Annotated in this window: 20 protein-coding genes and 3 tRNA genes; 13 read left to right on the forward strand and 10 right to left on the reverse strand. The window is 67.2% G+C overall.

Features of this window, described 5'->3' with window-relative positions; genetic code table 11:
- Window positions 1-188 precede the first annotated feature (188 nt).
- From map to dapE, 5 genes are read left to right on the forward strand one after another with little or no spacing between them, the layout of a single operon-like run.
- Window positions 189-962 (forward strand): type I methionyl aminopeptidase, encoded by a 774-nt coding sequence (gene map / locus AC3IPM_RS06705; protein WP_489303186.1) that lies wholly within the window; start codon window positions 189-191, stop codon window positions 960-962.
- A 2-nt stretch (window positions 963-964) separates the two neighbouring features.
- Entirely contained in the window at window positions 965-3604 is a 2640-nt protein-coding gene (locus tag AC3IPM_RS06710; protein WP_489303187.1) for a [protein-PII] uridylyltransferase, read from the forward strand.
- Window positions 3604-4671: a 2,3,4,5-tetrahydropyridine-2,6-dicarboxylate N-succinyltransferase gene (gene dapD, locus AC3IPM_RS06715; RefSeq protein WP_489303188.1), complete on the forward strand. Its 1068-nt coding sequence runs from the start codon at window positions 3604-3606 to the stop codon at window positions 4669-4671. Before AC3IPM_RS06710 ends, dapD begins: the two co-directional genes overlap by 1 nt.
- Before the next feature lie 8 nt (window positions 4672-4679).
- Window positions 4680-5042 (forward strand): arsenate reductase, encoded by a 363-nt coding sequence (locus AC3IPM_RS06720; RefSeq protein WP_489303189.1) that lies wholly within the window; start codon window positions 4680-4682, stop codon window positions 5040-5042.
- A complete protein-coding gene (gene dapE, locus AC3IPM_RS06725) occupies window positions 5039-6166 on the forward strand; it encodes a succinyl-diaminopimelate desuccinylase (protein WP_489303190.1) in 1128 nt (375 codons plus the stop codon). Before AC3IPM_RS06720 ends, dapE begins: the two co-directional genes overlap by 4 nt.
- Window positions 6167-6306: 140 nt before the next feature.
- On the opposite strand, the gene AC3IPM_RS06730 is transcribed toward dapE, so the two are convergent.
- Window positions 6307-6990: a pentapeptide repeat-containing protein gene (locus AC3IPM_RS06730; protein ID WP_489303191.1), complete on the reverse strand. Its 684-nt coding sequence runs from the start codon at window positions 6988-6990 to the stop codon at window positions 6307-6309.
- A gap of 75 nt (window positions 6991-7065) precedes the next feature.
- Window positions 7066-7944 (reverse strand): tetratricopeptide repeat protein, encoded by an 879-nt coding sequence (locus tag AC3IPM_RS06735; protein WP_489303192.1) that lies wholly within the window; start codon window positions 7942-7944, stop codon window positions 7066-7068.
- A gap of 334 nt (window positions 7945-8278) precedes the next feature.
- Between AC3IPM_RS06735 and asnB the strand changes: the two genes are divergently transcribed.
- Together asnB and AC3IPM_RS06745 are read left to right on the forward strand one after the other, a co-directional pair.
- Window positions 8279-9970 carry an asparagine synthase B gene (asnB, locus tag AC3IPM_RS06740; protein ID WP_489303193.1) on the forward strand — a complete coding sequence of 564 codons (1692 nt, stop codon included), beginning with the start codon at window positions 8279-8281 and terminating at the stop codon, window positions 9968-9970.
- 74 nt (window positions 9971-10044) lie between these two features.
- On the forward strand, window positions 10045-11424 hold the full coding sequence (locus tag AC3IPM_RS06745; protein WP_489303194.1) for a cation:proton antiporter: 1380 nt from the start codon (window positions 10045-10047) through the stop codon (window positions 11422-11424).
- Between the two features lie 77 nt (window positions 11425-11501).
- Here the strand turns inward: AC3IPM_RS06745 and AC3IPM_RS06750 are convergent, their stop codons facing one another.
- A complete protein-coding gene (locus AC3IPM_RS06750; protein WP_489303195.1) occupies window positions 11502-13853 on the reverse strand; it encodes a penicillin acylase family protein in 2352 nt (783 codons plus the stop codon).
- Window positions 13854-13994: 141 nt separating this feature from the next.
- On the opposite strand from AC3IPM_RS06750, the gene bfr reads away from it, so the two are divergent.
- Window positions 13995-14483: a bacterioferritin gene (bfr, locus tag AC3IPM_RS06755; RefSeq protein WP_489303196.1), complete on the forward strand. Its 489-nt coding sequence runs from the start codon at window positions 13995-13997 to the stop codon at window positions 14481-14483.
- A 206-nt stretch (window positions 14484-14689) separates the two neighbouring features.
- Here bfr and parC read toward each other — a convergent pair whose 3' ends face one another.
- Both parC and AC3IPM_RS06765 read right to left on the reverse strand, forming a co-directional pair.
- Entirely contained in the window at window positions 14690-16933 is a 2244-nt protein-coding gene (parC, locus tag AC3IPM_RS06760; protein ID WP_489303197.1) for a DNA topoisomerase IV subunit A, read from the reverse strand.
- Between the two features lie 58 nt (window positions 16934-16991).
- The gene (locus AC3IPM_RS06765; RefSeq protein WP_489303198.1) at window positions 16992-17870 is read right to left on the reverse strand and encodes an AraC family transcriptional regulator; all 879 of its coding nucleotides are present in this window, start codon (window positions 17868-17870) and stop codon (window positions 16992-16994) included.
- Window positions 17871-18011: 141 nt separating this feature from the next.
- On the opposite strand from AC3IPM_RS06765, the gene AC3IPM_RS06770 reads away from it, so the two are divergent.
- The 4 genes from AC3IPM_RS06770 to AC3IPM_RS06785 are packed head-to-tail and all read left to right on the forward strand — an operon-like array spanning window position 18012 to window position 22722.
- Window positions 18012-18455 (forward strand): MarR family winged helix-turn-helix transcriptional regulator, encoded by a 444-nt coding sequence (locus AC3IPM_RS06770; protein WP_489303199.1) that lies wholly within the window; start codon window positions 18012-18014, stop codon window positions 18453-18455.
- Window positions 18452-19945, forward strand: a complete 1494-nt coding sequence (locus AC3IPM_RS06775; protein ID WP_489303200.1) for an efflux transporter outer membrane subunit — start codon at window positions 18452-18454, stop codon at window positions 19943-19945. Before AC3IPM_RS06770 ends, AC3IPM_RS06775 begins: the two co-directional genes overlap by 4 nt.
- 10 nt (window positions 19946-19955) lie before the next feature.
- Entirely contained in the window at window positions 19956-21137 is a 1182-nt protein-coding gene (gene emrA / locus AC3IPM_RS06780; RefSeq protein WP_489303201.1) for a multidrug efflux MFS transporter periplasmic adaptor subunit EmrA, read from the forward strand.
- 7 nt (window positions 21138-21144) lie between these two features.
- On the forward strand, window positions 21145-22722 hold the full coding sequence (locus AC3IPM_RS06785) for a DHA2 family efflux MFS transporter permease subunit (protein WP_489303202.1): 1578 nt from the start codon (window positions 21145-21147) through the stop codon (window positions 22720-22722).
- Between the two features lie 265 nt (window positions 22723-22987).
- Here the strand turns inward: AC3IPM_RS06785 and AC3IPM_RS06790 are convergent, their stop codons facing one another.
- From AC3IPM_RS06790 to AC3IPM_RS06805, 4 genes are all read right to left on the reverse strand, one after another.
- On the reverse strand, window positions 22988-23410 hold the full coding sequence (locus tag AC3IPM_RS06790; RefSeq protein WP_489303203.1) for a nucleotidyl transferase AbiEii/AbiGii toxin family protein: 423 nt from the start codon (window positions 23408-23410) through the stop codon (window positions 22988-22990).
- On the reverse strand, window positions 23407-23910 hold the full coding sequence (locus AC3IPM_RS06795; protein WP_489303204.1) for a helix-turn-helix domain-containing protein: 504 nt from the start codon (window positions 23908-23910) through the stop codon (window positions 23407-23409). The genes AC3IPM_RS06790 and AC3IPM_RS06795 overlap by 4 nt, the downstream gene beginning before the upstream one ends.
- A 304-nt stretch (window positions 23911-24214) precedes the next feature.
- Window positions 24215-24301, reverse strand: a tRNA-Leu gene (locus AC3IPM_RS06800).
- Between the two features lie 176 nt (window positions 24302-24477).
- A tRNA-Leu gene (locus AC3IPM_RS06805) sits at window positions 24478-24564 on the reverse strand.
- Window positions 24565-24719: 155 nt separating this feature from the next.
- Here AC3IPM_RS06805 and AC3IPM_RS06810 point away from each other — a divergent pair.
- Window positions 24720-25403 (forward strand): glutathione S-transferase family protein, encoded by a 684-nt coding sequence (locus AC3IPM_RS06810; protein WP_489303205.1) that lies wholly within the window; start codon window positions 24720-24722, stop codon window positions 25401-25403.
- A gap of 72 nt (window positions 25404-25475) precedes the next feature.
- Here the strand turns inward: AC3IPM_RS06810 and AC3IPM_RS06815 are convergent.
- A tRNA-Leu gene (locus tag AC3IPM_RS06815) sits at window positions 25476-25562 on the reverse strand.
- Window positions 25563-25622: the final 60 nt, after the last annotated feature.

A 25622-nucleotide genomic window follows, 5' to 3' on the forward strand; every position in this document is an offset into this window, starting at 1 on the left:
CGAGGCGCTAGCTCCGCTTATAGGCAGGCCGCCGTCGGGGGCGCGTGAGGAAAACTGGCCGCAATTCTCAGTTTTCACGTTCTGGCGGTGACCGTCGCCCCGGCCGGACGGCACCCAGCCGAACCGGGGCTGTCGGCGCTGCCACCGATCCCGTTCAGAATGGCCCCGGATCGGCGATAATGGCGGACATGAGCGTGAATCTGAAAACCCCAGAGGAAATCGAACTGATGCGCATCGCCGGCCGCCTGGCCAGCGAAGTGCTCGACGTGGTCACCCCGTATGTGAAGCCGGGCGTGACCACCGAAGAGCTGGACCGCATCTGCCATGACCACATCATCAACGTGCAGAAGGCCACGCCGGCCAACGTCGGCTACCGCGGCTTCCCGAAGACGGTCTGCACGTCGGTCAACAACGTCATCTGCCATGGCATTCCCAGCGAAGCCAAGGTCCTGAAGGAAGGCGATATCGTCAACATCGATGTCACCGTGATCAAGGACGGCTGGCACGGCGATACCAGCCGCATGTACTACGCCGGTACGCCCTCGACGATGGCCAAGCGCCTGGTCGATACCACCTACCAGGCCATGTGGGCCGGCATCCGCGCGGTCAAGCCGGGCGCGACGCTGGGCGACATCGGCCATGCGATCCAGAGCCTGGCCGAAGGCGAGCGCTTCAGCGTGGTGCGCGAGTACTGCGGGCACGGCATCGGCAAGGTCTACCACGACGAACCGCAGGTGGTGCATTACGGCCGTCCCGGCCAGGGCCTGGTGCTGTTGCCGGGCATGACCTTCACCATCGAGCCGATGATCAACGAGGGCACCCGCTACAACAAGGTGCTGCCCGATGGCTGGACCGTGGTCACCAAGGACCGCAAGTTGTCGGCGCAGTGGGAGCACATGATCGCGGTCACCGAGACCGGCGTGGACGTGCTGACCCTCTCGCCCGGCGAATCGCAGGTCTGAGCATGCTGCCGGCGAGCCCGATCCTGGACGCGCCGGCCGACGCCGTCGCCGACCCCGCGTGGTCGGCGCTGGCACGCCAGAACCTGCAGCAGGCCGATGCGCGCCTGTACCGCCGCTTCGACCAGGGCGACAACATCGAGCGCCTGTTGGCGCTGCGCGCCCGCGCCGCCGACCACCTGATCCGCCTGGCCTGGCAGCGCTGCCTGCCGGCCGATGCCGGCCTGGCGCTGTTCGCGGTGGGCGGCTATGGGCGGGGCGAGCTGTTTCCGCGCTCGGACATCGACCTGCTGGTGTTCGGCGCGCCGGATTGCCAACGTCGCCATGAAGCGGCGTTGGCGCGGCTGTTCGCGCTGCTGTGGGACTGTGGGCTGCCGGTCAGCCATGCGGTGCGCTCGGCCACCGAATGCACCCAGGCCAGCGCCGACCAGACGGTTCTTACCGCCCTGATCGAATCGCGCCCGGTATGCGCCGATGACGCGTCGCGCCAGGCCCTGAAGGCCGCGGTGAACGTGGACGGGCTGTGGCCACCCCGCAAATTCTTCCTGGCCAAGCGCGAGGAACTGTTGGCCCGCCACCAGCGTTTCGGCGACACCGCCGACAACCTGGAACCGGACATCAAGGACGGCCCGGGGGGCCTGCGCGATCTCAACACGCTGGGCTGGATGGCACTGCGCGCGTTCGGGGTGCGCGACCTTGAAGCGCTGGTCGGGCTGGGCCATCTTGGCGCCGATGAAGCGGCGGCACTGAAGCGCGAGCGCTGCGCCTTGGCGCGGCTGCGCTTCGGCCTGCACCTGGTGGCCAACCGGCCGGAAGAGCGCCTGCGCTTCGACTACCAGAAGACCCTGGCAACCCGGCTGGGTTTCGGCGATGACGTCGAAAGCCTGGGCGTGGAAAAGATGATGCAGGGGTTCTACCGCAGCGCCAGTGTGGTGCGGCGGATCAGCGACCGCCTGCTGCAGCGCTTCGAAGAACAGTTCGATGGCGAGGCGGTGCCCGAGCCGGTCAGCGTGGGTTTCTCGCTGCGCCGCGGCTACCTGGCCGCCAACGACAGCCGCTGGCCGCAGGGCGATATCGAACAGGTGTTCGCGCTGTTTGCCAGCTGGGCCTACAACCCGGACGTACGTGGCCTGCATTCGCTGACCGCGCGCGCGCTGGCCGAATCGCTGCCCGAGCTGCCGGCTTATACCGTGGCCAGTGCCGCGGCACGCGAACAGTTCCTGGCCCTGCTGCGCAGCCCGCGCGCGGTGGACACGCTGGCGCGGATGGCGCGGCTGGGCGTGCTCGGCCAGTGGATTCCCGCATTCGCGCAGGTCTCCGGGCGCATGCAGTTCGACCTGTTCCATGTCTACACCGTGGACCAGCACACCTTGATGGTGCTGCGGAACATCGGCCTGTTCGCCAGCAGCCGGGCCGATGAGCGTTTCTCGATCGCCCATGAAGTCTGGCCGCGGCTGCGCAAGCCGGAGCTGCTGCTGCTGGCCGGGCTGTTCCATGACATCGCCAAGGGCCGTGGCGGTGACCATTCCGAACTCGGCGCGGTCGATGCGCGCGACTTCTGCCAGGCGCATGCGCTGAGCAGCTCCGATACCGAACTGGTCGCCTGGCTGGTCGAACAGCACCTGCGCATGTCCATCACCGCGCAGAAGCAGGACATCTCCGACCCGGACGTGATCCATCGTTTCGCCACCCTGGTGGGCAGCCGCGACCGCCTGGACTATCTCTACCTGCTGACCTGCGCCGACATCGCCGGGACCAGCCCGAAGCTGTGGAACGCCTGGAAGGACCGCCTGCTGGCCGACCTGTACTTCGCCGCGCGCCGCGCGCTGCGCGACGGGCTGGAAAACCAGATGCCGGCGGCCGAACGCGTGATCGAAGCGCGCGAATCGGTGCGTGCACTGGTCCGCGAGCGCGGCTACGACGATGCCACCATCGATCGCCAGTTCGCGGTGATGCCCGATGAAAGCTTCATCCGCCTGCGCCCGGAGCAGCTGGCCTGGCAGGCGGCCGCGCTGGTGCCGGTGAAGCAGGGCCAGACCCTGGTCAAGGTGCGCCGGATCACCCCGGACGACCACGCACTGGAGGTGTTCGTGCATTCGCCAGACCGCGACGGCCTGTTCGCCGCGATCGTGATGACGCTGGACCGCAAGGGCTACGGCATCCACCGCGCGCGGGTGCTGGATGGCCCGGTCGACACCATTTTCGATACGTTCGAGGTGACCCCGGCCGACAGCTTTGCCGATGGCGACGCGCTGCGCCTGGAAGCGGCCCTGCGCGAGGCGCTGGCCGGTGATCTGGCCCTGCTGCGGCCCTCGCGGCGGGTGATCCCGCGCCAGCTGCGGCATTTCCGTTTCGCCCCGCGCATCGAGTTCCGCGACGTCGACGTGGGCAACGGCGGTGCCACCCGTTTCAGCCTGGTCGCGCCCGACCGCCCCGGCCTGCTGGCCGACGTGGCGTTCGTGCTGCGCAACCAGCGGCTGCGCGTGCACGATGCACGCATTGCCACCTTCGGCGAGCGCGCCGAAGACATGTTCGTGATCAGCGATGAGCACGACCACCCCCTGACCGAATCCTCCCGGCAGCAGTTGCATGACGCCATGCAGGCCTGCCTGGACCCTGATCGAAAAGCCGGAGACCCCCACTGATGGCCACCAAGCCTGCCAAGAAGACCGCCGCGAAGACCGCCGCGGCGACCAAGACTGCTGCCGCACTGAAGAAGCCGGCCGCGGCGACCAAGGCGCCTGCCGCAAAGAAGCCGGCGGCGAAGAAGGCAGCGGCCACCAAGGCCGTGGCCAGCCCCGCCGAGAGCGCGGCCAAGCGCAGCGCCAGCCGCGATGCCACCATCGCCCGCAAGTCGCTGCGCAAGCCGGCCACGCCGGGCGTGGAAGAACTCAAGTTCGGCATCGAAAGCGCCTTCGAGCGCCGTGCCACGCTGACCCTGCATGAACTGGAAGGCTCGACCAAGCCGCTGGTCGGGCGCGTCATCGACGGCCTGGAAACCGGTGAATTCCGGGTTGCCGAGCCCGATGGCCAGGGCGGCTGGAAGGTCAACGAATGGCTGAAGAAGGCTGTGCTGCTGTATTTCCGCGTCAACGACATGGCCGTAGTGGATGCGCGCCCGGCGCCGTTCTGGGACAAGGTCGAGTCGCGCTTCGCCGGTTTCGATGAAGCCAAGTTCCGCCGTGCCGGCGTGCGCGTGGTGCCCGGTGCGATCGCACGCCGTGGCAGCTACTTCGGCAAGGACGTGGTGCTGATGCCGAGCTTCACCAACATCGGCGCCTACGTGGGCGAAGGCACGATGGTCGATACCTGGGCCACGGTGGGTTCGTGCGCGCAGATCGGCAAGCACTGCCACCTGTCCGGCGGCGCCGGCATCGGTGGCGTGCTGGAACCGCTGCAGGCCAGCCCGACCATCATCGAAGACCATTGCTTCATCGGCGCGCGTTCGGAAGTGGTGGAAGGCTTCGTGGTCGGCCATCACAGCGTGATCGGCATGGGCGTGTTCCTCGGCCAGAGCACCCGCGTGTACAACCGCGCCACCGGCGAGATCAGCTACGGTTCGGTGCCGCCGTACAGCGTGGTGGTGTCCGGCCAGCTGCCGTCCAAGGACGGTTCGCACTCGCTGTACTGCGCGGTGATCGTCAAGCAGGTGGACGCCAAGACCCGCAGCAAGACCAGCGTCAACGACCTGCTGCGCGGCCTGGCTGACTGAGGCCTGCGATGACCACCACCGTGTATGGCTTGAAGAACTGCGACACCTGCAGGAAGGCCACCAAGTGGCTGGATCGCTTTGCGGTGGCGTACACCTTCATCGACTACCGCGAGCATGCGCCGAGCCCGGAGACCCTGATCGACTGGGCCGCCCAGGCCGGCGGCTTCGGCGCGTTGATCAACAAATCCTCCACCACCTGGCGGCAGCTGCCGGACAACCGCAAGGCGGCCGCGTCCGATGCCGAATGGAAGCTGCTGCTGCGTGAACATCCGCAGCTGATCAAGCGGCCAGTGGTGGTGACGGCCGATGGGGTGATGACCCAGGGCTTCTCCGACAAAGGCTTCAAGCAGCGGTTCGGAGTGGGCGCGTGAACGATGTGGTCGCGCTGACCTGCGATCTGATCGCGCGGCCCTCGGTGACCCCCGACGACGCGGGTTGCCAGGCCTTGCTGGCCGGTCGCCTGCAGGCGGCGGGCTTCCAGTGCGAACACCTGCGCCTGGGCGAAGTCGACAACCTGTGGGCCACCCACGGCCAGGGCGCACCGGTGCTGGTGCTGCTGGGGCATACCGATGTGGTGCCGACCGGGCCGGTCTCGGCCTGGACCAGCGATCCCTTTGCGCCGACGATCCGCGAGGGCGTGTTGTACGGCCGCGGCGCGGCCGACATGAAGGGCAGCGTGGCCGCCTTCGTGGTGGCGGCCGAGCAGTTCGTCGCCGCCCATCCCGAGCACCCCGGCACGCTGGCGGTACTGTTGACCAGTGATGAGGAAGGCGACGCCATCGATGGCGTGCGCCGCGTGGCCGATCTCTTCCGCGAACGCGCGCAGGGCATCGACTGGTGCATCACCGGCGAGCCCTCATCCACCGCCGTGCTCGGCGATCTGCTGCGGGTCGGCCGCCGCGGCAGCCTCTCGGCCACGCTGACGGTGAAGGGCGTGCAGGGCCATGTCGCGTATCCGGACAAGGCGCGCAATCCGATCCACCTGGCCGCCGCCGCACTGGCCGAACTGACGGCACGGCATTGGGACGATGGCTTCGAGAGCTTCCCGCCGACCAGCCTGCAGGTCTCCAACATCCACGCTGGTACCGGCGCGAACAACGTGATTCCCGGCGAACTGCAGGTGCTGTTCAACCTGCGCTACAACCCGCACTGGAACGCACCGACGCTGGAACGGGAAATCGCCACGTTGCTCGATCGCCATGCGCTGGACTACACGTTGAAATGGCATCGCAGCGGCGAACCGTTCTACACGCCGGAAGGCACACTGCGGCGGGTGGCGCGTGAAGTGCTGGGCGAATTCGCGGGCACACCGCCCGAGGAAAGCACCGGCGGCGGCACCTCCGATGCACGCTTCATCGCGCCACTGGGCGCGCAGTGCATTGAAGTGGGGCCGGTCAATGCGAGCATCCACCAGGTGGATGAAAACGTCCGCGTGGCCGATCTGGAGCAGCTGCCAGCGCTGTACCAGCGTTTGATCGAACGCTTGTTGGCCTGATTTCTGCAGGCAGCGCCCGCCGTCGCCCGTTACCGTAGTGCCGGCCGCTGGCCGGCTCCCATGATTGCCGGACGGAAAGCGGAGCCGGCCAGCGGCCGGCACTACTGGATCGCTGCGGCGCGGAGCGGGTCGCTTCGCTCCTAGGCCACGATCAGCCCGAACGCGGCCAGCGCCGCAGCCGCCTGGCGCTGCGAAATCACCGCCTTCTTGAACAGCTTGGCGTCCATCACGTTGAGCCCGCTGATGTCGGTGCCGCGCAGGTCCGCGCCTTCAAAACGCGTGAGCCGTGTCTGCGCATTGCGCAGGCTGCCACCGTTGAACACCGCATCGCGGAAATCGCAGCCGGACAGCTCGGCCTCGGAAAAATCCATGCCGTCCAACTGTGCCTTGCGGAACGACAGCCCGCGCAGGTCGGCGCTGACCAGCAGGCAATCGCGGAATTCCAGTGCCCAACCGGTCACCTCCTGCAGGTGCGCACCGGTCAGCTTGCAGTCCTGGAACTGCACCGAGGACAGCGTCGCGCGACGCCAGTGGCTGTTGTTGAGATCGCAATGCGCAAAGCGCGCGTCGCTGAGCAGGGCCGAGCTGAAATCGCACTGGCTGCCCCGGCATTTCGTCCACTGGCTTTCCTCCAGTGAGGCGGCCAGCCAGGACGCGCTGGCAACCGAGCACTGGTTGAACTGGAACCCGTCCATGTCCAGCCGCGAGAAGTCGCCGTTGTCGAACGTGCAGCCTTCGAAAATGGCTGCACGGGGATGCGCGGCGATGATGGCCTGCATGCGCGCGCGGGTGATGATGTCATCGCGGAAGGTGGCGGTATTCATGCCCTCATTCTGTGCGATGTGCCGGCGCAGCGGCAGCCTTGAAGGCGGCGACGGAATGTGTACAAACCCGGCCCGTCAGTCGAAGGTCCAGAACGGTGTTTTGATTCTGTCGCGCCAGAACGTTTCGCCGGCCAGGTAGAACTGCTGGGCCTGCGCCTTGGCGAACCAGCCAGCGGCCGCGTCCAGATCACGGGTCACGCCGGCGCGTCCACGGCCAAGCAGCAGGCCGCTGAAGTACTGGCCGTAGACGTTGCCCTGGTCGGCCGCCAGCCGATACCAGTGCAGTGCCTGCAGGCCATCGCGCGGCAGACCCATGCCGGTTTCATACAGTGCGCCCAGATCCACCTGGGCATTGGCATCGCCGCGTTGGGCGCGGGTCTGGATCTGGACGACCAACGGATGCAGCGTGCCATCGGGCTGCGCCGCGATCGCCTGCGGCAGCCGCGAGGATTCGGACGACATGTGGTTGTAGATCGTCGCGCGCAGGTCCCAGCGCAGGGCGCTGGCCGCTTCGCCACGTTCGCGGTGGAACCGGGCCAGCATCAGCATGGCCATCGGATTGCCGTGCTCGGCCGCAGCGCGATACCAGCGCTCGGCCTTGCGTGGCGAGGGGCGCAGCGCGGCCCCCTGGACGATGTTCGGGCCGTCGCCATGCAGCAGCTCGCCGGTGCTCCAGATCCGGCCCAGCGCCTCTTCGGCGCGGGCGTTCTGCAACGTCCACGGGGTGACGGCGACAGCCCGTTCGTACGCGCCCACCGCGCGCGGATCGTTGAACTGCTCGTAGGTTCTGGCGGCCTCCCAGGCACTGTCGAAGCTGCCGTCGGCGGCCTTCACCGCCAGCGCCTGGGCGATGCTGGCCGGCGTCCGCGCGGGGGTACTGCTGCAGGCGACCAGGGCGAGGCTGAGGGCGATGCCGCCCAGCCGTGAAGCGATGCGTCCGATGCGAAGGTTCATGCCAGCCGGGTCGTACAGGGGGGCGTGATTATCGCCTGCGGCCACGGTGCGGGGTTGTCCCGGGCTGTCGGCATGGTTGCCATCGCAACAGTTGCACCGCCGCCCAAACCCGGTTACGGTCGGATCCATGTCCTCGTTCCTGGCCACCGCCGTCAATAACAACCGCAGCAATCTGCGCGCGAATAATCGTGCGCGGCTACTGCGGGACTGCGACCAGGGCTAGTACAAGCAACACGCCCGAACCTCAGAAAACCCGCATCGGCCGATGCGGGTTTTTTTTTGGCCGCTCGGATCGCTGCACCCCGTGTATCCCCCATCATCAGGAGCTGCTCCCATGTGTTCGATCTTCGGCCTGTTCGGCCTGCAACCCGGCGACGACCTTCCGGCCCTGCGCCGCCACTGCCTGGAGCTGTCCCAGCGCCAGCGCCATCGCGGCCCCGACTGGAGCGGGGTGTACGTGGATGACGGTGCCATCCTGGTCCACGAGCGGCTGGCCATCGTCGACCCGGCCGGTGGCTCGCAGCCGCTGCTGTCCGAGGATGGCGGCCTGGCCCTGGCGGTCAACGGTGAGATCTACAACCATCGCGAGCTGAAGGCCGAACTGGCCCAGCCCTATGCCTTCCAGACCGGCTCGGACTGCGAAGTGATCAACGCGCTGTACCGTGAAGACCGCCCGGCCGCGTTCCTGAACCGCCTCAACGGCATCTTCGCCTTCGCCCTGTGGGACCGGGCGCAGCAGCGCGTGCTGATCGCGCGCGACCCGATCGGGGTGGTGCCGCTGTACTGGGGCCATGACAAGGCGGGCCGGCTGGTGGTGGCCTCCGAGCTGAAGTCGCTGGTGGATGTCTGCGCCGATGCGGCCCAGTTCCCGCCGGGGCACTACTACGACAGCGCCACCGACACGCTCACCCGCTACTACGAACGCCCCTGGCGTGACTACGACGCGGTGGAAGGTGTCGAGGCCGACCGCGCGGCGCTGCGTGAAGCGTTTGAACGTGCGGTGCATCGCCAGCTGATGACCGACGTGCCCTACGGCGTGCTGCTGTCCGGCGGCCTGGATTCCTCGCTGGTGGCAGCCGTGGCCGCGCGCTATGCCCGCCACCGTATCGAGGACGGCGACCAGAGCGAAGCGTGGTGGCCGCGCCTGCACTCCTTCGCGATCGGCCTGAAAGGTTCACCCGACCTGGCCGCGGCCGCCATCGCCGCCGAGGCGCTGGGCACCGTGCACCACGGCTTCGAATACACCTTCGAAGAAGGCCTGGACGCGCTGCCGGAGGTGATCCGGCATGTGGAAACCTACGATGTCACCACCATCCGCGCCTCCACCCCGATGTTCCTGCTGGCACGCCGGATCAAGGCGATGGGGGTGAAGATGGTGCTGTCCGGCGAGGGCAGCGATGAAATCTTCGGTGGCTACCTGTACTTCCACAAGGCGCCGAACGCGCGTGAATTCCATGAAGAACTGGTGCGCAAGCTCGACGCACTCAACAACTACGACTGCCTGCGCGCCAACAAGTCGATGATGGCCTGGGGTGTGGAGCCGCGCGTGCCGTTCCTGGACCGCGAATTCCTCGATGTGGCCATGCGCATCGATGCGAAACACAAAATGGTCGGGCAGGGCCCACAGGGCGCACGCCGGATTGAGAAGGCCGTGCTGCGCGAAGCGTTCGAGGGCTACCTGCCGGAGTCGATCCTGTGGCGGCAGAAGGAGCAGTTCAGCGACGGCGTCGGCTATGGCTGGATCGACGGGCTCAAGGCGCATGCCGAAACCCAGGTCAGCGACCGGGTGATGGCCGCGGCCGACAAGCGCTTCGTGCACAACCCGCCGCAGACCAAGGAGGCCTACTACTACCGCCACGTGTTCGAGCAGTACTTCCCCACCCAGGCCGCGGCCGAGACGGTGCCGGGGGGCAAGTCGATTGCCTGCTCCTCGCCGGCGGCGATTGCCTGGGATGCCAGCTTCGCGAGCATGGCCGACCCGTCCGGGCGCGCCGTGGCCGGCGTGCATGCGCAGGCGCTGACCTGAGCCATCGCCGGGGCGCTGCGCGTTTGCGCGCGTAGCGCCCGTAGAATTGACGCCTCAATCGATGGGGATCGGCAATGGAAGCAGACACCCGCGGCATGCGCCGTAGCGGGCTGGCATGGCGTTACCTGGGATGGGTGGTGCTGCCGCTGATCATCGGCGTGGGGCTGGCGCGCTATGCCGGCCCGGGCGTCGCGGCACAGGTGGCGCGCGCGGAATCCTCGCTCGGCGCCGACTGGGCCGCGCACCTGCACGCGCCGCTGGGCCTGTTCCTGTTGCAGCTGCTGGTGCTGCTGCTGGTGGCCAAGGGCGCCGGCTGGCTGTTCCGCAAGGCGGGGCAGCCCGCCGTGATCGGTGAGATGGCGGCCGGCCTGATGATGGGGCCGCTGGTGCTGGGCGCGGTGTTGCCGCAGGTGCATGGCGTGCTGTTCCCGGCGGCGTCGCTGGGATCGTTGGGCCTGCTCAGCCAGCTGGGCGTGCTGATGTTCCTGCTGGTCGCCGGTGCCGAGCTGGACCTGGGCGGTCTGCGCGGTCGGCGCCGTTTTGCGTTCGTGATCAGCCATGCCGGGATCGCACTGCCGTTCGTGCTCGGCGTACTGCTGGCGATCGGGTTGTACGGCGCGCATGCGCCCCGCGGGGTCGGCTTCACCGGTTTCGCCTTGTTCGTGGGGATTTCGCTGAGCATCACCGCCTTCCCGGTGCTGCTGCGGATCCTGGCCGACCGCGGTATCAGCCGCACCCCGTTGGGGCAGACCGCCATTGCCTGCGCCGCGCTCGGCGATGCCACCGCGTGGTGCCTGCTGGCGCTGATCGTGGCGGCAACGCAGGCGCAGGGCTGGGTGCCGGCCACGATCAACCTGGCCTGCGTGGTGCTGTTCGTCGGCGTGATGCTGGGCGTGGTGCGGCCGTGGTTCTCGCGACAGACGATCGCGCCGGGACAGGAAGGACGCTGGCTGCTGATCATGCTGTTGATGGCACTGGGCTGTGCGCTGGTGACCGAGATGCTCGGCATCCATGCGTTGTTCGGTGCGTTCGCGGCCGGCGTGGCCGTCTCCGGCAATGCCACCTTGCGCCACACCGTGGCGAGCCGGGTCGAGCCGTTCGCCGTGACGCTGTTGTTGCCGCTGTTCTTCGCCATGACCGGCCTGCGCATGCGTGCTGACGCGCTGCAGGCCAGCGACCTGGTGCTGTGTCTGGTGGTCATTGCGGTGGCGACGCTGGGCAAGCTGCTGGGCACCTGGGGCGCGGCGCGCAGCGCGGGCATGGGCAACCATGAGGCCTGGAAACTGGGTGCGCTGATGAACACCCGCGGGCTGATGGAACTGATCGTGCTCAACCTGGGCTACGAACTGGGTTTCCTCGGCGACCGCCTGTTCGCGGTGCTGGTGATCATGGCGCTGGTGACCACGGCGATGACCGGGCCCCTGCTGGGGTGGATGGAGCGCCGCGCGCGGTAGGGGGTGGTGGGGCGCGGTGGGACCGCGGTGGGTACCGACCGTTGGTCGGTACGCCATTTGCCGGCCAGCGGCCGGCACTACCGGTTGGTGGTGGGCACCAGCTTCAAGGTGTAGACGGTTGCACCCGGCAGGAACGGGGTCGGGGTGCCCTTTACCCAGTCCTCGTGCCCGGCGCCCCAGAACGGCGACAGCGGGTGGCCGCTCTGGCCGCCCGGCATGTGCACCAGGCCGTCGGCTTCGTGACCGGGCGAGACCACCATCCGTTGTGATGCGCCGAAGGCGGGGCCCTGCACGCGCGGCATGTCGCGGTCGCCGGGCAGCGGGTCGGCGGGCATGCACAACCAGCGTTTGCTGAAAGCGGGCAGGGCGCGGCTGACCGGGTGGCAGATCGCGGCGGTGTTGCGCTCGCCCCAGGTGCGCTTGGCCAAAGGACCGTCCTGTGCGGCAAGGTCGGCGTCCAGCTGTTTCGCCGCATCGGCCAGCAGCGCATCCCAACTTGCATACGCGGTGGGCAGCAGATGCGCGGGGCGTTCGCTGACCAGCGGCCACAGCACGCCTTCGATCTGCGCCAGGCGCGGTTCCAGGTACTGCTCGCCGAGCTGTCGCTTGGCCGGGGCCAACAGGCTGGCCGAGACCGTGTCCAGCACCATGCCACGGAAACCGCGCGCGATCCGGTAGCTCACCGAATCGGTGCTGGCATGCCCGTCCCAGTGTCGGCTGGCGGCTTCCAACCGCTTCAGCGCGGGGTCGTCGCTGTGGCTGACCACCTCGCGCAGCAGCACCCACCAGCGTTGCAGGAACACGGCGCGATCATCGAGCTGGATCGCCAGCAGGTCGGCTTCGCTGAAGCGGTCGCGTGCGTTGAGGTCATCGCGGATCTGCCGGCCGCGCGCGCCCAGGTCATAGCCGGCGTTGCCGACCTCGGCCAGCGCGTCGCCGTCGAGCACCCGGCCATTGGCGGTCCACAGCCGGTGCGAAGGCGGATCGATCAGCGCCGGCGACTGGTCGCTGTGGATCGGCCAGGGCGCGCAGTGTGCCGCGACTGCGGTCTGCAGACCGGCGGGCGGGCAATCGGCGCTACGGTCCGGGCGCGCGCCGATCAGCCGCCACGCGATACGGCCGTGTGCATCGGCGATCAGCAGGTTCTGGGTGGGAATGCCGGAGCGGTCGGCGATGCGCAGGGCATCGTCGAGGCTGCGTGCGCGCGCCATGTCGGTGAAGTCCAGGCGGATCGCGCCGGGCAACTGGGCGGTCCAGCGCAGCGCCTCGCCACTGCCGTCGGCGCGTGCGTGCAGGATCGGGCCCCAAGCGGTTTCGCGGACCTGCATCACCACGTCGGCGCCACCGGCCACGCGGATGCGTTCGGGGTAGGTCGTGATGCCGTCCATGCTGCCAGGTGCATGCGCGGGCACTGCGACGAAATCGGCGTTGTCGATGTAGCTGTTGGTGAAGCCCCAGGCCACATGGCCGTTGCTGCCCACCACGATCGCGGGCAAGCCCGGCAGCGAGAAACCGCTGACATCGACCCTGCCGCCCACGGCCTGCGGGTCGGCGTAACGCAGCCGCACCCGGAACCACAGGTTGGGCGCGCGCAGGCCCAGGTGCATGTCGTCGGCCACGATCGCGCGGCCGTCGGCGGTCAACGCGCCGGCCACGGCGAAATTGTTGCTGCCGTGCACGTCGGGCTCGGCATGGCCGGCCGCCGGGCCGGTGGCCAGCGTGCGCAGGTCCAGCTGGGTAGCGTCGGGCAGCGTCGCATTGCCGCGTGCGGCGCCGAACAGCGGCGCATCCCATTCACTGCCGTCGTGGCTGAGCAGGGCGTACAACGCCGGCGGCACCACCGCGCGGATCCGCGCCATCGCCAGTTCGCTCTGGTTGGTCGGGTCCTGCAGGTCGGCGTACATCGCCAGCCCGGTCAGGATGCTGTCGGTGGGGGTCCAGGCAGCCGGCGGCTGGCGCAGCAGCAGGTACGGCCAGGGCCGCACCTGCAGCCCATTCAGGCCGCTGTTGACGCCCTCGACGTAGGCCTGCAGCCGCTCCGGCCGGGCCCCGGCGGCGTTGGCCAGGTGGGCCTGGGTGCCTGCGCGCAGCCGGTGCACACGCATCCGCTGGTCTGCCGGGACGGCGGCGGGGCCGAACAGCTCGGCCAGCTCACCGGCCGCCGCGCGGCGCATCAGGTCCATCTCGAAGTAGCGTTCCTGGGCATGCACGAAGCCCAGGGCGCGCAGCGCGTCGGCCTCGTTGGCAGCCTCGATGGTGACCACGCCCAGCGCATCGCGGCTGATCGTCGCCGGTGCCCGCAGCCCGCCCAGCCCCTGCTGGCCCTCCAGCGTGGCCAGGCTGCCGTGCAGCAGCCACCACAGGCTGGCCAGGGCAATGAGCACGACCAGCAGCGACAGCCACAGCACCCGCTTGAGCCAACGACGCATGCCGCGCTTCCCGGTGAGGTTGTCTCCGGATTGTAGGGTGGAGCGGGGGGCTGCGAGCGCAACTGCAACTGATTCCGATTAGATCATTGGATTTCCGAATGCGGCACCATGTGCGCCATTGATCCACAGGAGCTCCCCACCATGAAAGGCCATCCGGACGTCATCGCCTGCCTGAAGGAACTGCTGCGCGGCGAATTGGCTGCGCGCGACCAGTACTTCATCCATTCGCGCCGCTACGAAGATCAGGGGCTGTTCGCGCTGTACGAGCGCCTCAACCATGAGATGGAAGAAGAGACCCAGCACGCCGATGCGCTGCTGCGTCGCATCCTGTTCCTCGGGGGTGATCCGGACATGCGCCCGCATACGTTCGAACCCGGCGTGACCGTGGAAGAGATGCTGCAGAAGGATCTGGAAACCGAGTACAGCGTGCGCAACAACCTCGCTGCCGGCATGAAGCTGTGCGAGCAGCACCAGGACTATGTCAGCCGCGACATGCTGCTGGTGCAGTTGAAGGACACCGAAGAAGACCACGCCTGGTGGCTGGAGCAGCAGCTGGGCCTGATCAAGCGGATCGGGCTGGCGCTGTACCAGACCAGCAAGATGGACGCCAAGGGGACGGCCGCGCATTGAATGCGCGGTGATGCGCCGTTGCGCATCCTCCCCACGGCAGCACTTCCATTGGGTTCTGCCCGCCAGCCAGCCTTCGCCAGCACGCTGCAGAATCCGTCGTCCGCCCGCCAGCATCCGCCCGCCAGCGACGAATGAAAAAGCCGGGGAAATCCCCGGCTTTTTTGTGTCTGATGGGTGCCGGCCAACGGTCGGCACCCACCGTGGTGTTACTCCACCGCCAGGCCTTCCACCTTCTGCCAACCGCGCGGCAGCAGGTGGCCACGCGTGGCACGCGTGCCCAGGTAGGTCTCCAGGTCCTTGTAGGACAAATTCATGGTGCGCGTACCGCTGCGTACCAGCAGGGTGTTGCCCGGGCCGACCGATACCACCGCCACCACGCGCTCGGTGGCGAGCTTGGCCTTGGGGATGTCGATGATCTTGTTGCCCTTGCCCTTGTCCAGTTCCGGCAGTTCGTTGGCCGGAATGGCCAGCAGGTTGCCCGAGCTGGTCACCGCCACGATGCGGTCGGTTTCCGGGTTGCCCACCACGGCCGGGGTCAGCACCCTGGAGCCGGAGGTCAGGTTGAGCATGGCCTTGCCGGCCTTGTTGCGCCCGGTGAGGTTTTCGAAGCGGGTGACGAAACCGTAGCCGTGCGTGGAGGCCAGCACGAAGCGGGTGTTGTTCTCGCCACTGGCCAGGGTCAGGAACTGGCTGCCCGGGGCCGGCGAGAAGCGCCCGGTCAGCGGTTCACCGTTGCCACGCGCCGAGGGCAGGGTGTGGATCAGCGTGGAATAGGCGCGGCCCTCGCTGTCCAGGAACGCCACCTGCTGGGTACTGCGTGCGCGCACCGCGCCCAGCAGTGCATCGCCGTCGCGGTAGGACAGCGTGGACGGGTCCATGTCGTGGCCCTTGGCCGCGCGGATCCAGCCCTTCTCCGACAGCACCACGGTCATCGGTTCGCTGGGCACCAGCTCGGTTTCATCGATGGCCTGGGCGGCGCCACGCTGCACCAGCGGCGAACGACGCGCGTCGCCGAACTTCTTGGCATCGGCGGTGAGCTCGTCGCGGATCAGCTTCTTCAGCTTGGCCTTGCTGTCCAGGATCGACAGGATCTTGTCGCGCTCCTTGGCCAGCTCGTCCTGCTCGCCGCGGATCTTCATTTCTTCCAGGCGGGCCAGCTGCTTGAGCTTGGTTTCCAGGATGTACTCGGCCTGTTCCTCGCTCAGCGCGAAGCGCGCGATCAGCGCCGCCTTGGGCTCATCCTCGGTGCGGATGATGTGGATCACTTCATCCAGGTTGAGGAAGGCCACCAGCAAACCTTCCAACAGGTGCAGGCGGCGCTCGACCTTCTGCAGGCGATGGTTGAGGCGGCGGGTGACGGTGGTGGCGCGGAACTGCAGCCATTCCGACAGCAGCGTCTTCAGGTTCTTCACCTGCGGACGGCCGTCCAGCCCGATCACGTTGAGGTTGACCCGGTAGCTGCGCTCCAGGTCGGTGGTGGCGAACAGGTGGCCCATCAGCTGCTCTGCATCCACGCGGTTGGAGCGCGGCACCAGCACCACCCGTACCGGGTTGGCATGGTCGGACTCATCGCGGATGTCTTCCAGCCACGGCAGCTTCTTGGCGCGCATCTGCGCGGCGATCTGCTCGATCACCTTGGAGGGCGATACCTGGAACGGCAGCGCGTTGATCACCACGTTGCCGTTTTCTTTCAGGAAGGTCGACCGCGCGCGCACGCTGCCGTAGCCGGTTTCATACAGGGTGCGCAGGTCGGCGATCGGCGTGATGATCTCTGCGTAGCTCGGGTAGTCCGGGCCCTTCACGTGCTCGCACAGGTCGGCGACGGTGGCGTCCGGGTCATCGAGCAGGTGCAGCAGGGCGCTGACGATCTCGTTGAGGTTGTGCGGCGGCACGTCGGTGGCCATGCCCACGGCGATGCCGGTGGTGCCGTTGAGCAGCAGGTGCGGCAGGCGGGCCGGCATCCAGGTCGGCTCTTCCAGGGTGCCGTCGAAGTTCGGGGTCCAGTCGGTGGTGCCTTGGCTGATTTCGCCCAGCAGCACTTCGGCGATCGGGGTCAGCTTGGATTCGGTGTAACGCATCGCCGCGAACGACTTGGGATCGTCGGTGGAACCGAAGTTGCCCTGGCCTTCGATCAGCGGGTAACGGTACGAGAACGGCTGGGCCATCAGCACCAGGGCTTCGTAGCAGGCGCTGTCGCCGTGCGGATGGTACTTGCCGATCACGTCACCGACGGTACGCGCGGACTTCTTCGGCTTGGATGCCGCGTTCAGGCCCAGCTCGCTCATCGCATAGATGATGCGGCGCTGCACCGGCTTGAGGCCATCGCCGATGAACGGCAGTGCACGGTCGAGCACCACGTACATCGAGTAGTCCAGATACGCCCGTTCGGCGTACTCGCGCAGGGGCAACTGTTCAAAGCCGTGGAAGGCGGGGCGGGCAAGATCGGTCATGCGGGATTGTTACCTGTGGCAAGGGACGGCGACGGCTGTCGCCCTCGCAGGCGGACGATTATCCGGATGCGGCCGGGGATGCCAAGCCGCGTGATGGATTGAGCAGCTGGCCGGCCCGTGCCACATAGCGCCCCGGGGGGCAGCCGAAGTGGCGGCGGAACACGGTGACGAACGCGCTGGGGCTGCTGAAACCCAGTTCGTGGGCGATGTCGGACACGCTCTGGCCATCGGACAGACGGCGCAGCCCGTCGGCCAGCCGTGCCTGCTGGCGCCACTGGGCGAAGCTGAGCGTGGTTTCATCGCGGAAGTGCCGGGTCAGTGTACGCGGCGACAGCCCGGCCCATTGCGCCCATTGCTCCAGGCTGCGGCTGTCGGCCGGGGCGGCGATCAGCTGCGAGGCGATGCGCAGCAGGCGCCGGTCCTGCGGCATCGGCAGGTGCATGCGCTGGCGCGGGGCATTGCGGATCTCGTCCAGCAGCACCTCGATCATGTGCTGCTGGCGCAGGTCGGCGGCGGCAACCGGCAGCCAGTGCGCGACCCGCTGTGCCAGCGCCTGCAGCAGGTCGGAGATGGCCACCACGCAGGGTTCGTCGGGCAGGTCGCGGGCGGCCTGCGGGGTGATGATCAGGCCCCAGCCGCGCAACGGCCCGGAGATGTCCACCGTGTGCGGCTCGCCGGGCGGCATCCAGCCGGCGCAGCCGGGCGGCAGCGACCAGTTGCCGTGGCGGGTGCGGGTGTTGAGCAATCCGGCCTCCACGCAGATCAGCTGGGCGCGATGGTGCTGGTGCCAGTCGATCTCCCGCTCCAGCCCGCGCGCGCTCTCGATCTGGAAGCCCAGCACGGGCAATCCGTCATCGCGCTCGATCCAGTCCAGCACGTCATGGCGGATCAACGGGGCGGCGAGCACAGCGTCCTCTGGCCTGAAAATGCTATTCATTGTCCAGATTGTAATACCGGGCCATCGGGGATGGCTATTAAGGTGGCCACCCCGCACTGTTCTGTCTGTTGCAACACAGCATATCGTTCCAGATTGAATATTTCCATTGAGAAATATTATTTTTGGAACAAAATACGCTCCATGATCTGTCCTGCCACTACTCCCCCCAGCTTCGGCCTGCTGCTGCGCCAGGTGCGCGACGGCCTGGTCCGCCAATTGGATGCTTCGATGGCCGAAGAGAACCTGGGTATCGGCTTCACCCATTACATCGGTCTGAAGGTGCTCTCGGCCATGGCCCCGTGTACCGCCAACGAGCTGGCCCAGGCCATCGACCAGGTTCCCAGTGCGGTTACCCGCCTGCTGGACAAGCTGGAAGCGATGGGCTGTGTCCGCCGCGAGCCGCACGCCCAGGACCGGCGCGCGTTGCAGATCGTACTGACCGACGAGGGCCGCCAGTTGTGGGCCCGGCTGAAGCAGCGTGGCGACCAGACGATGGACTTCGCCCTGCGCGACCTGTCCAGCGACGAGCGCACGCAGCTGCTTTCCCTCATGACCCGTGTACGTGACTCCCTCAATACGCCATGACTCCCATCCCTGATCGCACTTCCTCACTGCGCCCGCTGCGGCCGGTGCTGCTGTCCGTGCTGGCGCTGGCGCTGGCCGCCTGTGCCAGCACCGGTGGCCTGCAGCCGCACGGCACGCTGCTCGACGCCGACAGCCTGCAGACCCAGCGCACCCTGGCTGCCGATGGGCTGAGCCAGCCCGGCTGGCCGTCCACCGACTGGTGGCGCGCGCTGGGCGATCCCCAGCTTGATGCCCTGATCGCCGAAGGCCTGCAGCGCAACCCGGGCCTGGACGCGGCCGATGCGCGGCTGCGCCAGGCTCGCGCGCAGATTGGCACCGCGCGTGCCGACCGCCTGCCCAGCCTGTCCGCTTCCGGTGGTTACACCGGCGTGCGCCTGCCGACCTCGATGGTCGGCGAGGAGCGCGGTGGCAGCTACGCGGGCAGTGGCCAGGCCTACCTGAGCTTCAGCTACGGCATCGACCTGTGGGGCGGCAAGCGCGCCGCCTGGGAAGCGGCCGTGGACAGCGGCCATGCTGCCGACGTGGATGCCCAGGCCGCGCGCCTGAACCTGTCCGCGGGGATTGCCGAGGCCTACGCCCAGCTCGGCTATGCCTGGCAGCTGCACGACGTGGCCAGCGAAGAGCTGGCGCGTGCGCAGAAGACCCTGGACCTGACCCGTCAGCGCCGCAAGGCCGGCATCGACAGCGACCTGCAGACCCGCCAGGCCGAAGCGCGTATTCCGGCGGCACAGCAACAGCAGCAGGCCGCGCAGCAGCAGATCGACGAGGCGCGCACGGCGCTGGCCGCGCTGGTCGGGCAGGGCCCGGACCGTGGCCTGCAGATCGAACGCCCGCAGGTGCTCAATCCGCTGGCCCTGCAGTTGCCGGGCGTGCTGCCCAGCGAACTGCTCGGCCGTCGCCCGGACATCGTGGCGGCGCGCTGGCGGGTGGAAGCGGCCGGTCGTGAGATCCACGCGGCCAAGGCGCAGTTCTATCCCAGCCTCAACCTGACCGCGCTCGGCGGAGTGGTGTCCAGTGAAGTGGACCAACTGCTCAAAAGCGGCTCGACCTTCGCCTTCCTCGGCCCGGCGCTGAGCCTGCCGATCTTCGACGGTGGCCGCCTGCGCGCCAACCTGGACAAGACCGACGCGCAGTACGACCTGGCCGTGGCCGACTACAACCAGTCGGTGGTCAACGCGCTGCGCGATGTCGCCGATCAGGTCAACGCGGTGCGCTCGCTGGCCAGCCAGTCCGAGGCACAGCAGCAGGCCGTCAGCACCGCCCGCGCCGCGCACGACCTTGCCGAACAGCGTTACCGCGCCGGCATCGGCAGCTATCTGGACGTGCTCAGCGTGGAAGAACAGCTGCTGCTCGCCCAGCAGCGGTTGGCCACGCTGCAGTCCCAGCAGATCCTCGTTTCGGTCCGGCTGAGCCAGGCGCTGGGGGGCGGGTTCACGCCTTCCAGCGACACCGCCACGCACGCCGCTCCCCCTGCATCCACGCATTCCTGAGACACACTCCATGAGCCAGACATCCGCTCCCGCTGCCGCTCCGGCAGCCCCGTCCCGTCGCGGCAAGCTGCTGCGCGGCCTGCTGGTCATCGTCGTGCTGCTGCTGGCAGCGCTGACCCTGTGGTACTTCATGTTCGGCCGCTGGTTCGAAGAAACCGACGACGCCTATGTGCAGGGCAACCAGGTCCAGATCACACCGCTGGTGGCCGGTACCGTGGTGGCGATCAACGCCGATGACGGCATGCGCGTGCAGCGCGGCCAGCTGCTGGTACGGCTGGATCCGGCCGATACCGAAGTGGCGCTGCAGCAGGCCGAAGCCAACCTCGCCGGTACCGTGCGCCAGGTGCGCGGCCTGTACCGCAGCGTGGAAGGTGCCCAGGCGGAATTGAATGCCCGCCAGGTCACCCTGAAGCGGGTGCGCGAAGACTTCGCCCGCCGCAAGGACCTCGCCGCCACCGGTGCGATCTCCAACGAAGAACTCGCCCATGCGCGTGACGAGCTGGCCGGCGCCGAAGCGGCCGTGGCCGGTTCGCGCGAGACCTTCGAGCGCAGCCGCGCCCTGGTCGATGACACCGTGATCGCCACCCAGCCGGACGTGCAGGCTGCCGCCGCACAGCTGCGCCAGGCCTATCTCAACAACGCCCGCACCGGCATCGTCGCCCCGGTGACCGGCTACGTTGCGCGTCGTTCGGTGCAGGTCGGCCAGCGCGTGCAGCCGGGTACCGCGCTGATGGCGGTGATCCCGACCAACCAGATGTGGGTGGAAGCCAACTTCAAGGAAACCCAGCTGCGTCACATGCGCCTGGGCCAGGAAGTGGAGCTGCGCTCGGACCTGTACGGCGGTGACGTGAAGTACAAGGGCCGCATCGACAGCCTGGGCCTGGGTACCGGCTCAGCGTTCTCGCTGCTGCCGGCGCAGAACGCCAGCGGCAACTGGATCAAGATCGTGCAGCGTGTGCCGGTGCGCATCGCCATCGATGCCAAGCAGCTGGCCGAGCACCCGTTGCGGATTGGTCTGTCGATCAAGGCCGAAGTGAGCCTGCGCGACCAGAAGGGCACCGTGCTGCCGACCGAAGATGCCAAGGGCCAGGTGTTCGACACCGATGTCTATGCCAAGCAGTTGCACAGCGCCGATGACGTGATCCACCAGATCATCCAGAGCAACCTGCCGCAGCAGGCCAAGGCGAGCTGAGGCCACCATGTCCGCACAAGCCCCCGCCGCGCCCGGTCTTCCGGGCGCGCCAGGCGCGACGGCCGGCTTCATGCCGGCCAATGTCGCCCTGTGCACCGCTGGCCTGGCGATGGCCTCGTTCATGCAGGTGCTCGACACGACCATCGCCAACGTGTCCCTGCCCACCATCGCCGGCAACCTGGGCGCCAGTTCGCAGCAGGCCACCTGGGTCATTACCTCGTTCGCGGTGAGCACCGCGATCGCGCTGCCGCTGACCGGTTGGCTGAGCCGCCGGTTTGGTGAGCGCAAGCTGTTCATCTGGGCCACGCTGGCCTTTGTGATCACCTCGCTGCTGTGCGGGCTGGCCCAGAGCATGGGCATGCTGGTGCTGTCGCGTGCGCTGCAGGGTTTCGTGGCCGGGCCGATGTACCCCATCACCCAGTCGCTGCTGGTATCGATCTACCCGCGTGAAAAACGCGGGCAGGCGTTGGCGCTGCTGGCGATGATCACGGTGGTGGCGCCGATCTGCGGCCCGATCCTGGGCGGCTGGATCACCGACAACTACAGTTGGGAATGGATCTTCCTGATCAACGTGCCGCTGGGCATCTTCGCCGCGCTGGTGGTGGGCAACCAGTTGAAGGGGCGCCCGGAGCAGGTGGAAAAGCCCAAGATGGACTACGTGGGCCTGATCACCCTGGTGATCGGCGTGGGCGCACTGCAGCTGGTGCTGGACCTGGGCAACGACGAGGACTGGTTCGCGTCGACCAAGATCGTGGCGCTGGCCTGTGTGTCGGTGGTGGCGTTGGCGGTGTTCCTGATCTGGGAGCTGACCGACAAGGATCCGATCGTGGACCTGCGCCTGTTCCGGCACCGCAACTTCCGCGCCGGCACGCTGGCGATGGTGGTGGCGTATGCGGCGTTCTTCAGCGTGTCGTTGCTGATCCCGCAGTGGCTGCAACGCGACATGGGTTACACGGCGATCTGGGCGGGGTTGGCGACAGCGCCCATCGGAATCCTGCCGGTGATCATGACGCCGTTCGTGGGCAAGTACGCCTCGCGTTTCGACATGCGCATGCTGGCCACCATCGCGTTCGTATTCCTGTCCTTCACCAGTTTCCTGCGCTCGGGTTTCAACCTGCAGGTGGACTTCACCCATGTGGCCGGGGTGCAGCTGATCATGGGTATCGGCGTGGCGTTGTTCTTCATGCCGGTACTGCAGATCCTGCTGTCGGACCTGGACGGCCGCGAGATCGCGGCGGGCTCGGGGCTGGCGACATTCCTGCGTACGTTGGGCGGCAGTTTCGCGGCGTCGTTGACGACGTGGCTGTGGGCGCGGCGCACGCAGGAGCACCATGCGCACATCACCGAGCACGTGTCCGGCTATACCCCGGGCGTGCAGGATCAGGTGCTGGCAATGGGGCAGGGCGACCTGCAGCACGGGGCAGCGGTGTTGAACAACATGGTCAATCACCAGGCCTCGCAGATGGGCTTCAACGACATCTTCTTCCTGCTGGGCTGGATCTTCCTGGCGATCATCGCATTCGTCTGGCTGGCCAAGCCGCCGTTCGGCGCAGGCGCGGGCGCGGCGTCGGCCGGTGGGCATTGAGAAGTGGTGTGTTGAGCTGAAGCAAAAACCCCGCCGAGAGGCGGGGTTTTTGTTTGGGGAACTCAACCAGATGCGAGTACGGGTCTGATGATGCGTTCCGCGCAGGCGAGGCATTCCTGGTACGACCAGCGCCGCCCAATCGCGTCGATGGCGTCCAGCTCGCGTTCGATGATGGCCGAGCGTTCCACGATGGCCTGCAGAAACTCTTCTCCATGCCTGCGCATGAAGGGGAGGGCATGGGCAATCTGCTCTGGCTCGGCTTCGGCTACCGCGCACAGATCGAACAGGTCGCGGCCTTGATCTCGCCCGAGGTCTCCACCCGGATCTGCCTGCCCTGGTAAAGCACGATCTCCACCGGTTCGCGGGTCAGCGTGCCACCTGCAACCACATCGATTTCGCCGTCCGGCAGATAGAGCTTCACGTACTCGGCGGCTTCCTCGTATTCGGAGGAAATGTCCGCAGCGGCGTCGCTCAGTCTCGGATTCACGTAGCCCAGATACTGTGGGTCCGGAACGAACAGGTCGATGTCCTTGCTGTGGCGATGGGCCATACGCAGCATGAGTACCGTTCCTCCGCCGAAGGACCAGGTGGCGCCAGGCACCTTGGCTTCAAGGTCGGCCATCAATGCCAGGGCGGAAGGAAACAGGCGCTGCCATACACCGGGGCGGGTGAGGTCAGCGCTGATCATTTCCAGAGATCGCGCCTGCTTTTGACCTGGCCAGCAAGCCGCCGCAGTTGTTTCCATACGACTTCGCGAGGCATGTGTGCCTCCTTGTGCACCTGGTCGGCAACCGAAGCCAGCAACGATACCGGCGCATCATCGAGCAGCGCATGCAAATGCGGTTCGAATCTGCCGGGGGCCTTGCCTGAAATGAGAATCTTCTTGAGTTCGCCGCTGGACAGTGCGGACTTGTAGCTGACATTGCTGCTCAGCGCGGCACGCTTGAGTGCAGTGACCTTGGGCGGCACGCGTGGCTTTGCGTGGTTGAGCTCCAGGCGAAGCGACAACCCCAGCTGGGCAGCAAGCCGATCCAGCTTCTTGATTCCAATATCCGGTGCGCTGCCATTCTCCAGCTGACTGATGGTCTGCCGGGACAGCCCGCTCATTTCGGCGACCTGCGCCTGGGTGAGGCCCATTTCCGCGCGGCGGGCTTTGAGCGCATGGCCGAATTGGCTGAGCGTGTCCATGAAGGCACTCTAGCAATAGAGGTTGGCATGTCAAATAAATGCGACATGGAAAACCTCAAGGCACTGATATTTAAGGGTTAAGTGAAAATAAGGCGGAGTGATTCGGGTCGTTTGAACGACATGGGATATCCGCGGATGGCGGTGGCTCGGCGGCAGCGCGGCAGGGTATCTGCCGTGGGCGCGTCGCGGCGTCGCCTCTGTTGGCGAGCTGGCATGTCGGGTGGCCGCCCGATCTGTCGATTGAGCAAGTGGATCCCGGAAACGAAAAAACCCGCTTGCGCGGGTTTGATCATTTACTGAGTCATGGTGCCCAGAAGAGGACTCGAACCTCCACGAAGTTGCCCCCGCTAGCACCTGAAGCTAGTGCGTCTACCAATTCCGCCATCTGGGCGACTCAGGGGACGAATTCTGCGGGAGAAGCACGATTGTGTCAACAGGATTTCGTGAAAAAATTCGTTCATGGCGCGTTGCTGCGTCAATGCGCTTCATGGCGCGCGAATCGTGCATTTCATCAAACCGCAGAAACGAAAAAACCCGCTTGCGCGGGTTTGATCATTTACTGAGTCATGGTGCCCAGGAGAGGACTCGAACCTCCACGAAGTTGCCCCCGCTAGCACCTGAAGCTAGTGCGTCTACCAATTCCGCCACCTGGGCGACTCAGGAGGAGAATTATGCGGAAGCAATCGAGGGCTGTCAATGCACGGTGAACTGGCGAAGGCGGCGGCCCTGCCGAGCAGGGTGGGGTGCCGCACTTGACCAGGGCAGCCGCCCCTGAAAATACTCGCCGAACCTGCCAGCAAGGCGATCCGATGACGACCCCGATCCTGCATTTCCACCCCCTGTCTTCGTGCTGCCAGAAGGTGCTGGTTGCCGCACGCGTGCTGGGCGTGGCAGTGGATCCACAGCTGTTGAACCTGGGCGATCCGGTGCAGCGCGACGCCTTCCGCGCGCTGTCGCCGCTCGGCAAGATGCCGGTGCTGGTCGACCAGGGGCGGGTGGTGGCTGAGACCAGCATCATCATCGAATACCTGCAGCAGCATCACGCGCGCGGCGCGCGGCTGATTCCGGACGATCCGGAGCAGGCACTGCAGGTGCGGTTCTGGGACCGCGTGTGCGACCTGTACGTGATGACCCCGATGCAGGCGCTGACCGCCACGCTGTTGCAGCCGCAGGCGGCGGGCAATGCCGAGGCGGACGCCGCGGCGCGTGCTGCGTTGCTCAAGCGCTATGCATTGCTGGACGGGCAGCTCGAGGGGCGGCGTTGGCTGGCCGGCGAGGGGTTCAGTCTGGCCGACTGCGCGGCGGCGCCGGCGTTGTTCTACGCGGTGGCGTACGTGCCGATTCCGGATGTGCATGCGGCGCTCGCGGCGTACCTGGAGCGGCTGATGGTGCATACCGACGTAGCGGCGGTGATCGATGCCGCGCGGCCCTGGTTCAAGCACTTCCCGGGGCGGGCCGGGCTGGCGCGGCGCTACTACGATCCGGACGCCTAGCCTGGGCGATGGATTGGCCGGGGCCGGAAACGAAAAAACCCGCTTGCGCGGGTTTGATCATTTACTGAGTCATGGTGCCCAGGAGAGGACTCGAACCTCCACGAAGTTGCCCCCGCTAGCACCTGAAGCTAGTGCGTCTACCAATTCCGCCACCTGGGCGACTCAGGGGGCGAATTGTGGAGATGCCGCCCGGGCTTGTCAACGCTTTTGCGAAAATTC

This window comes from Stenotrophomonas sp. GL_111 (genome assembly GCF_057835245.1).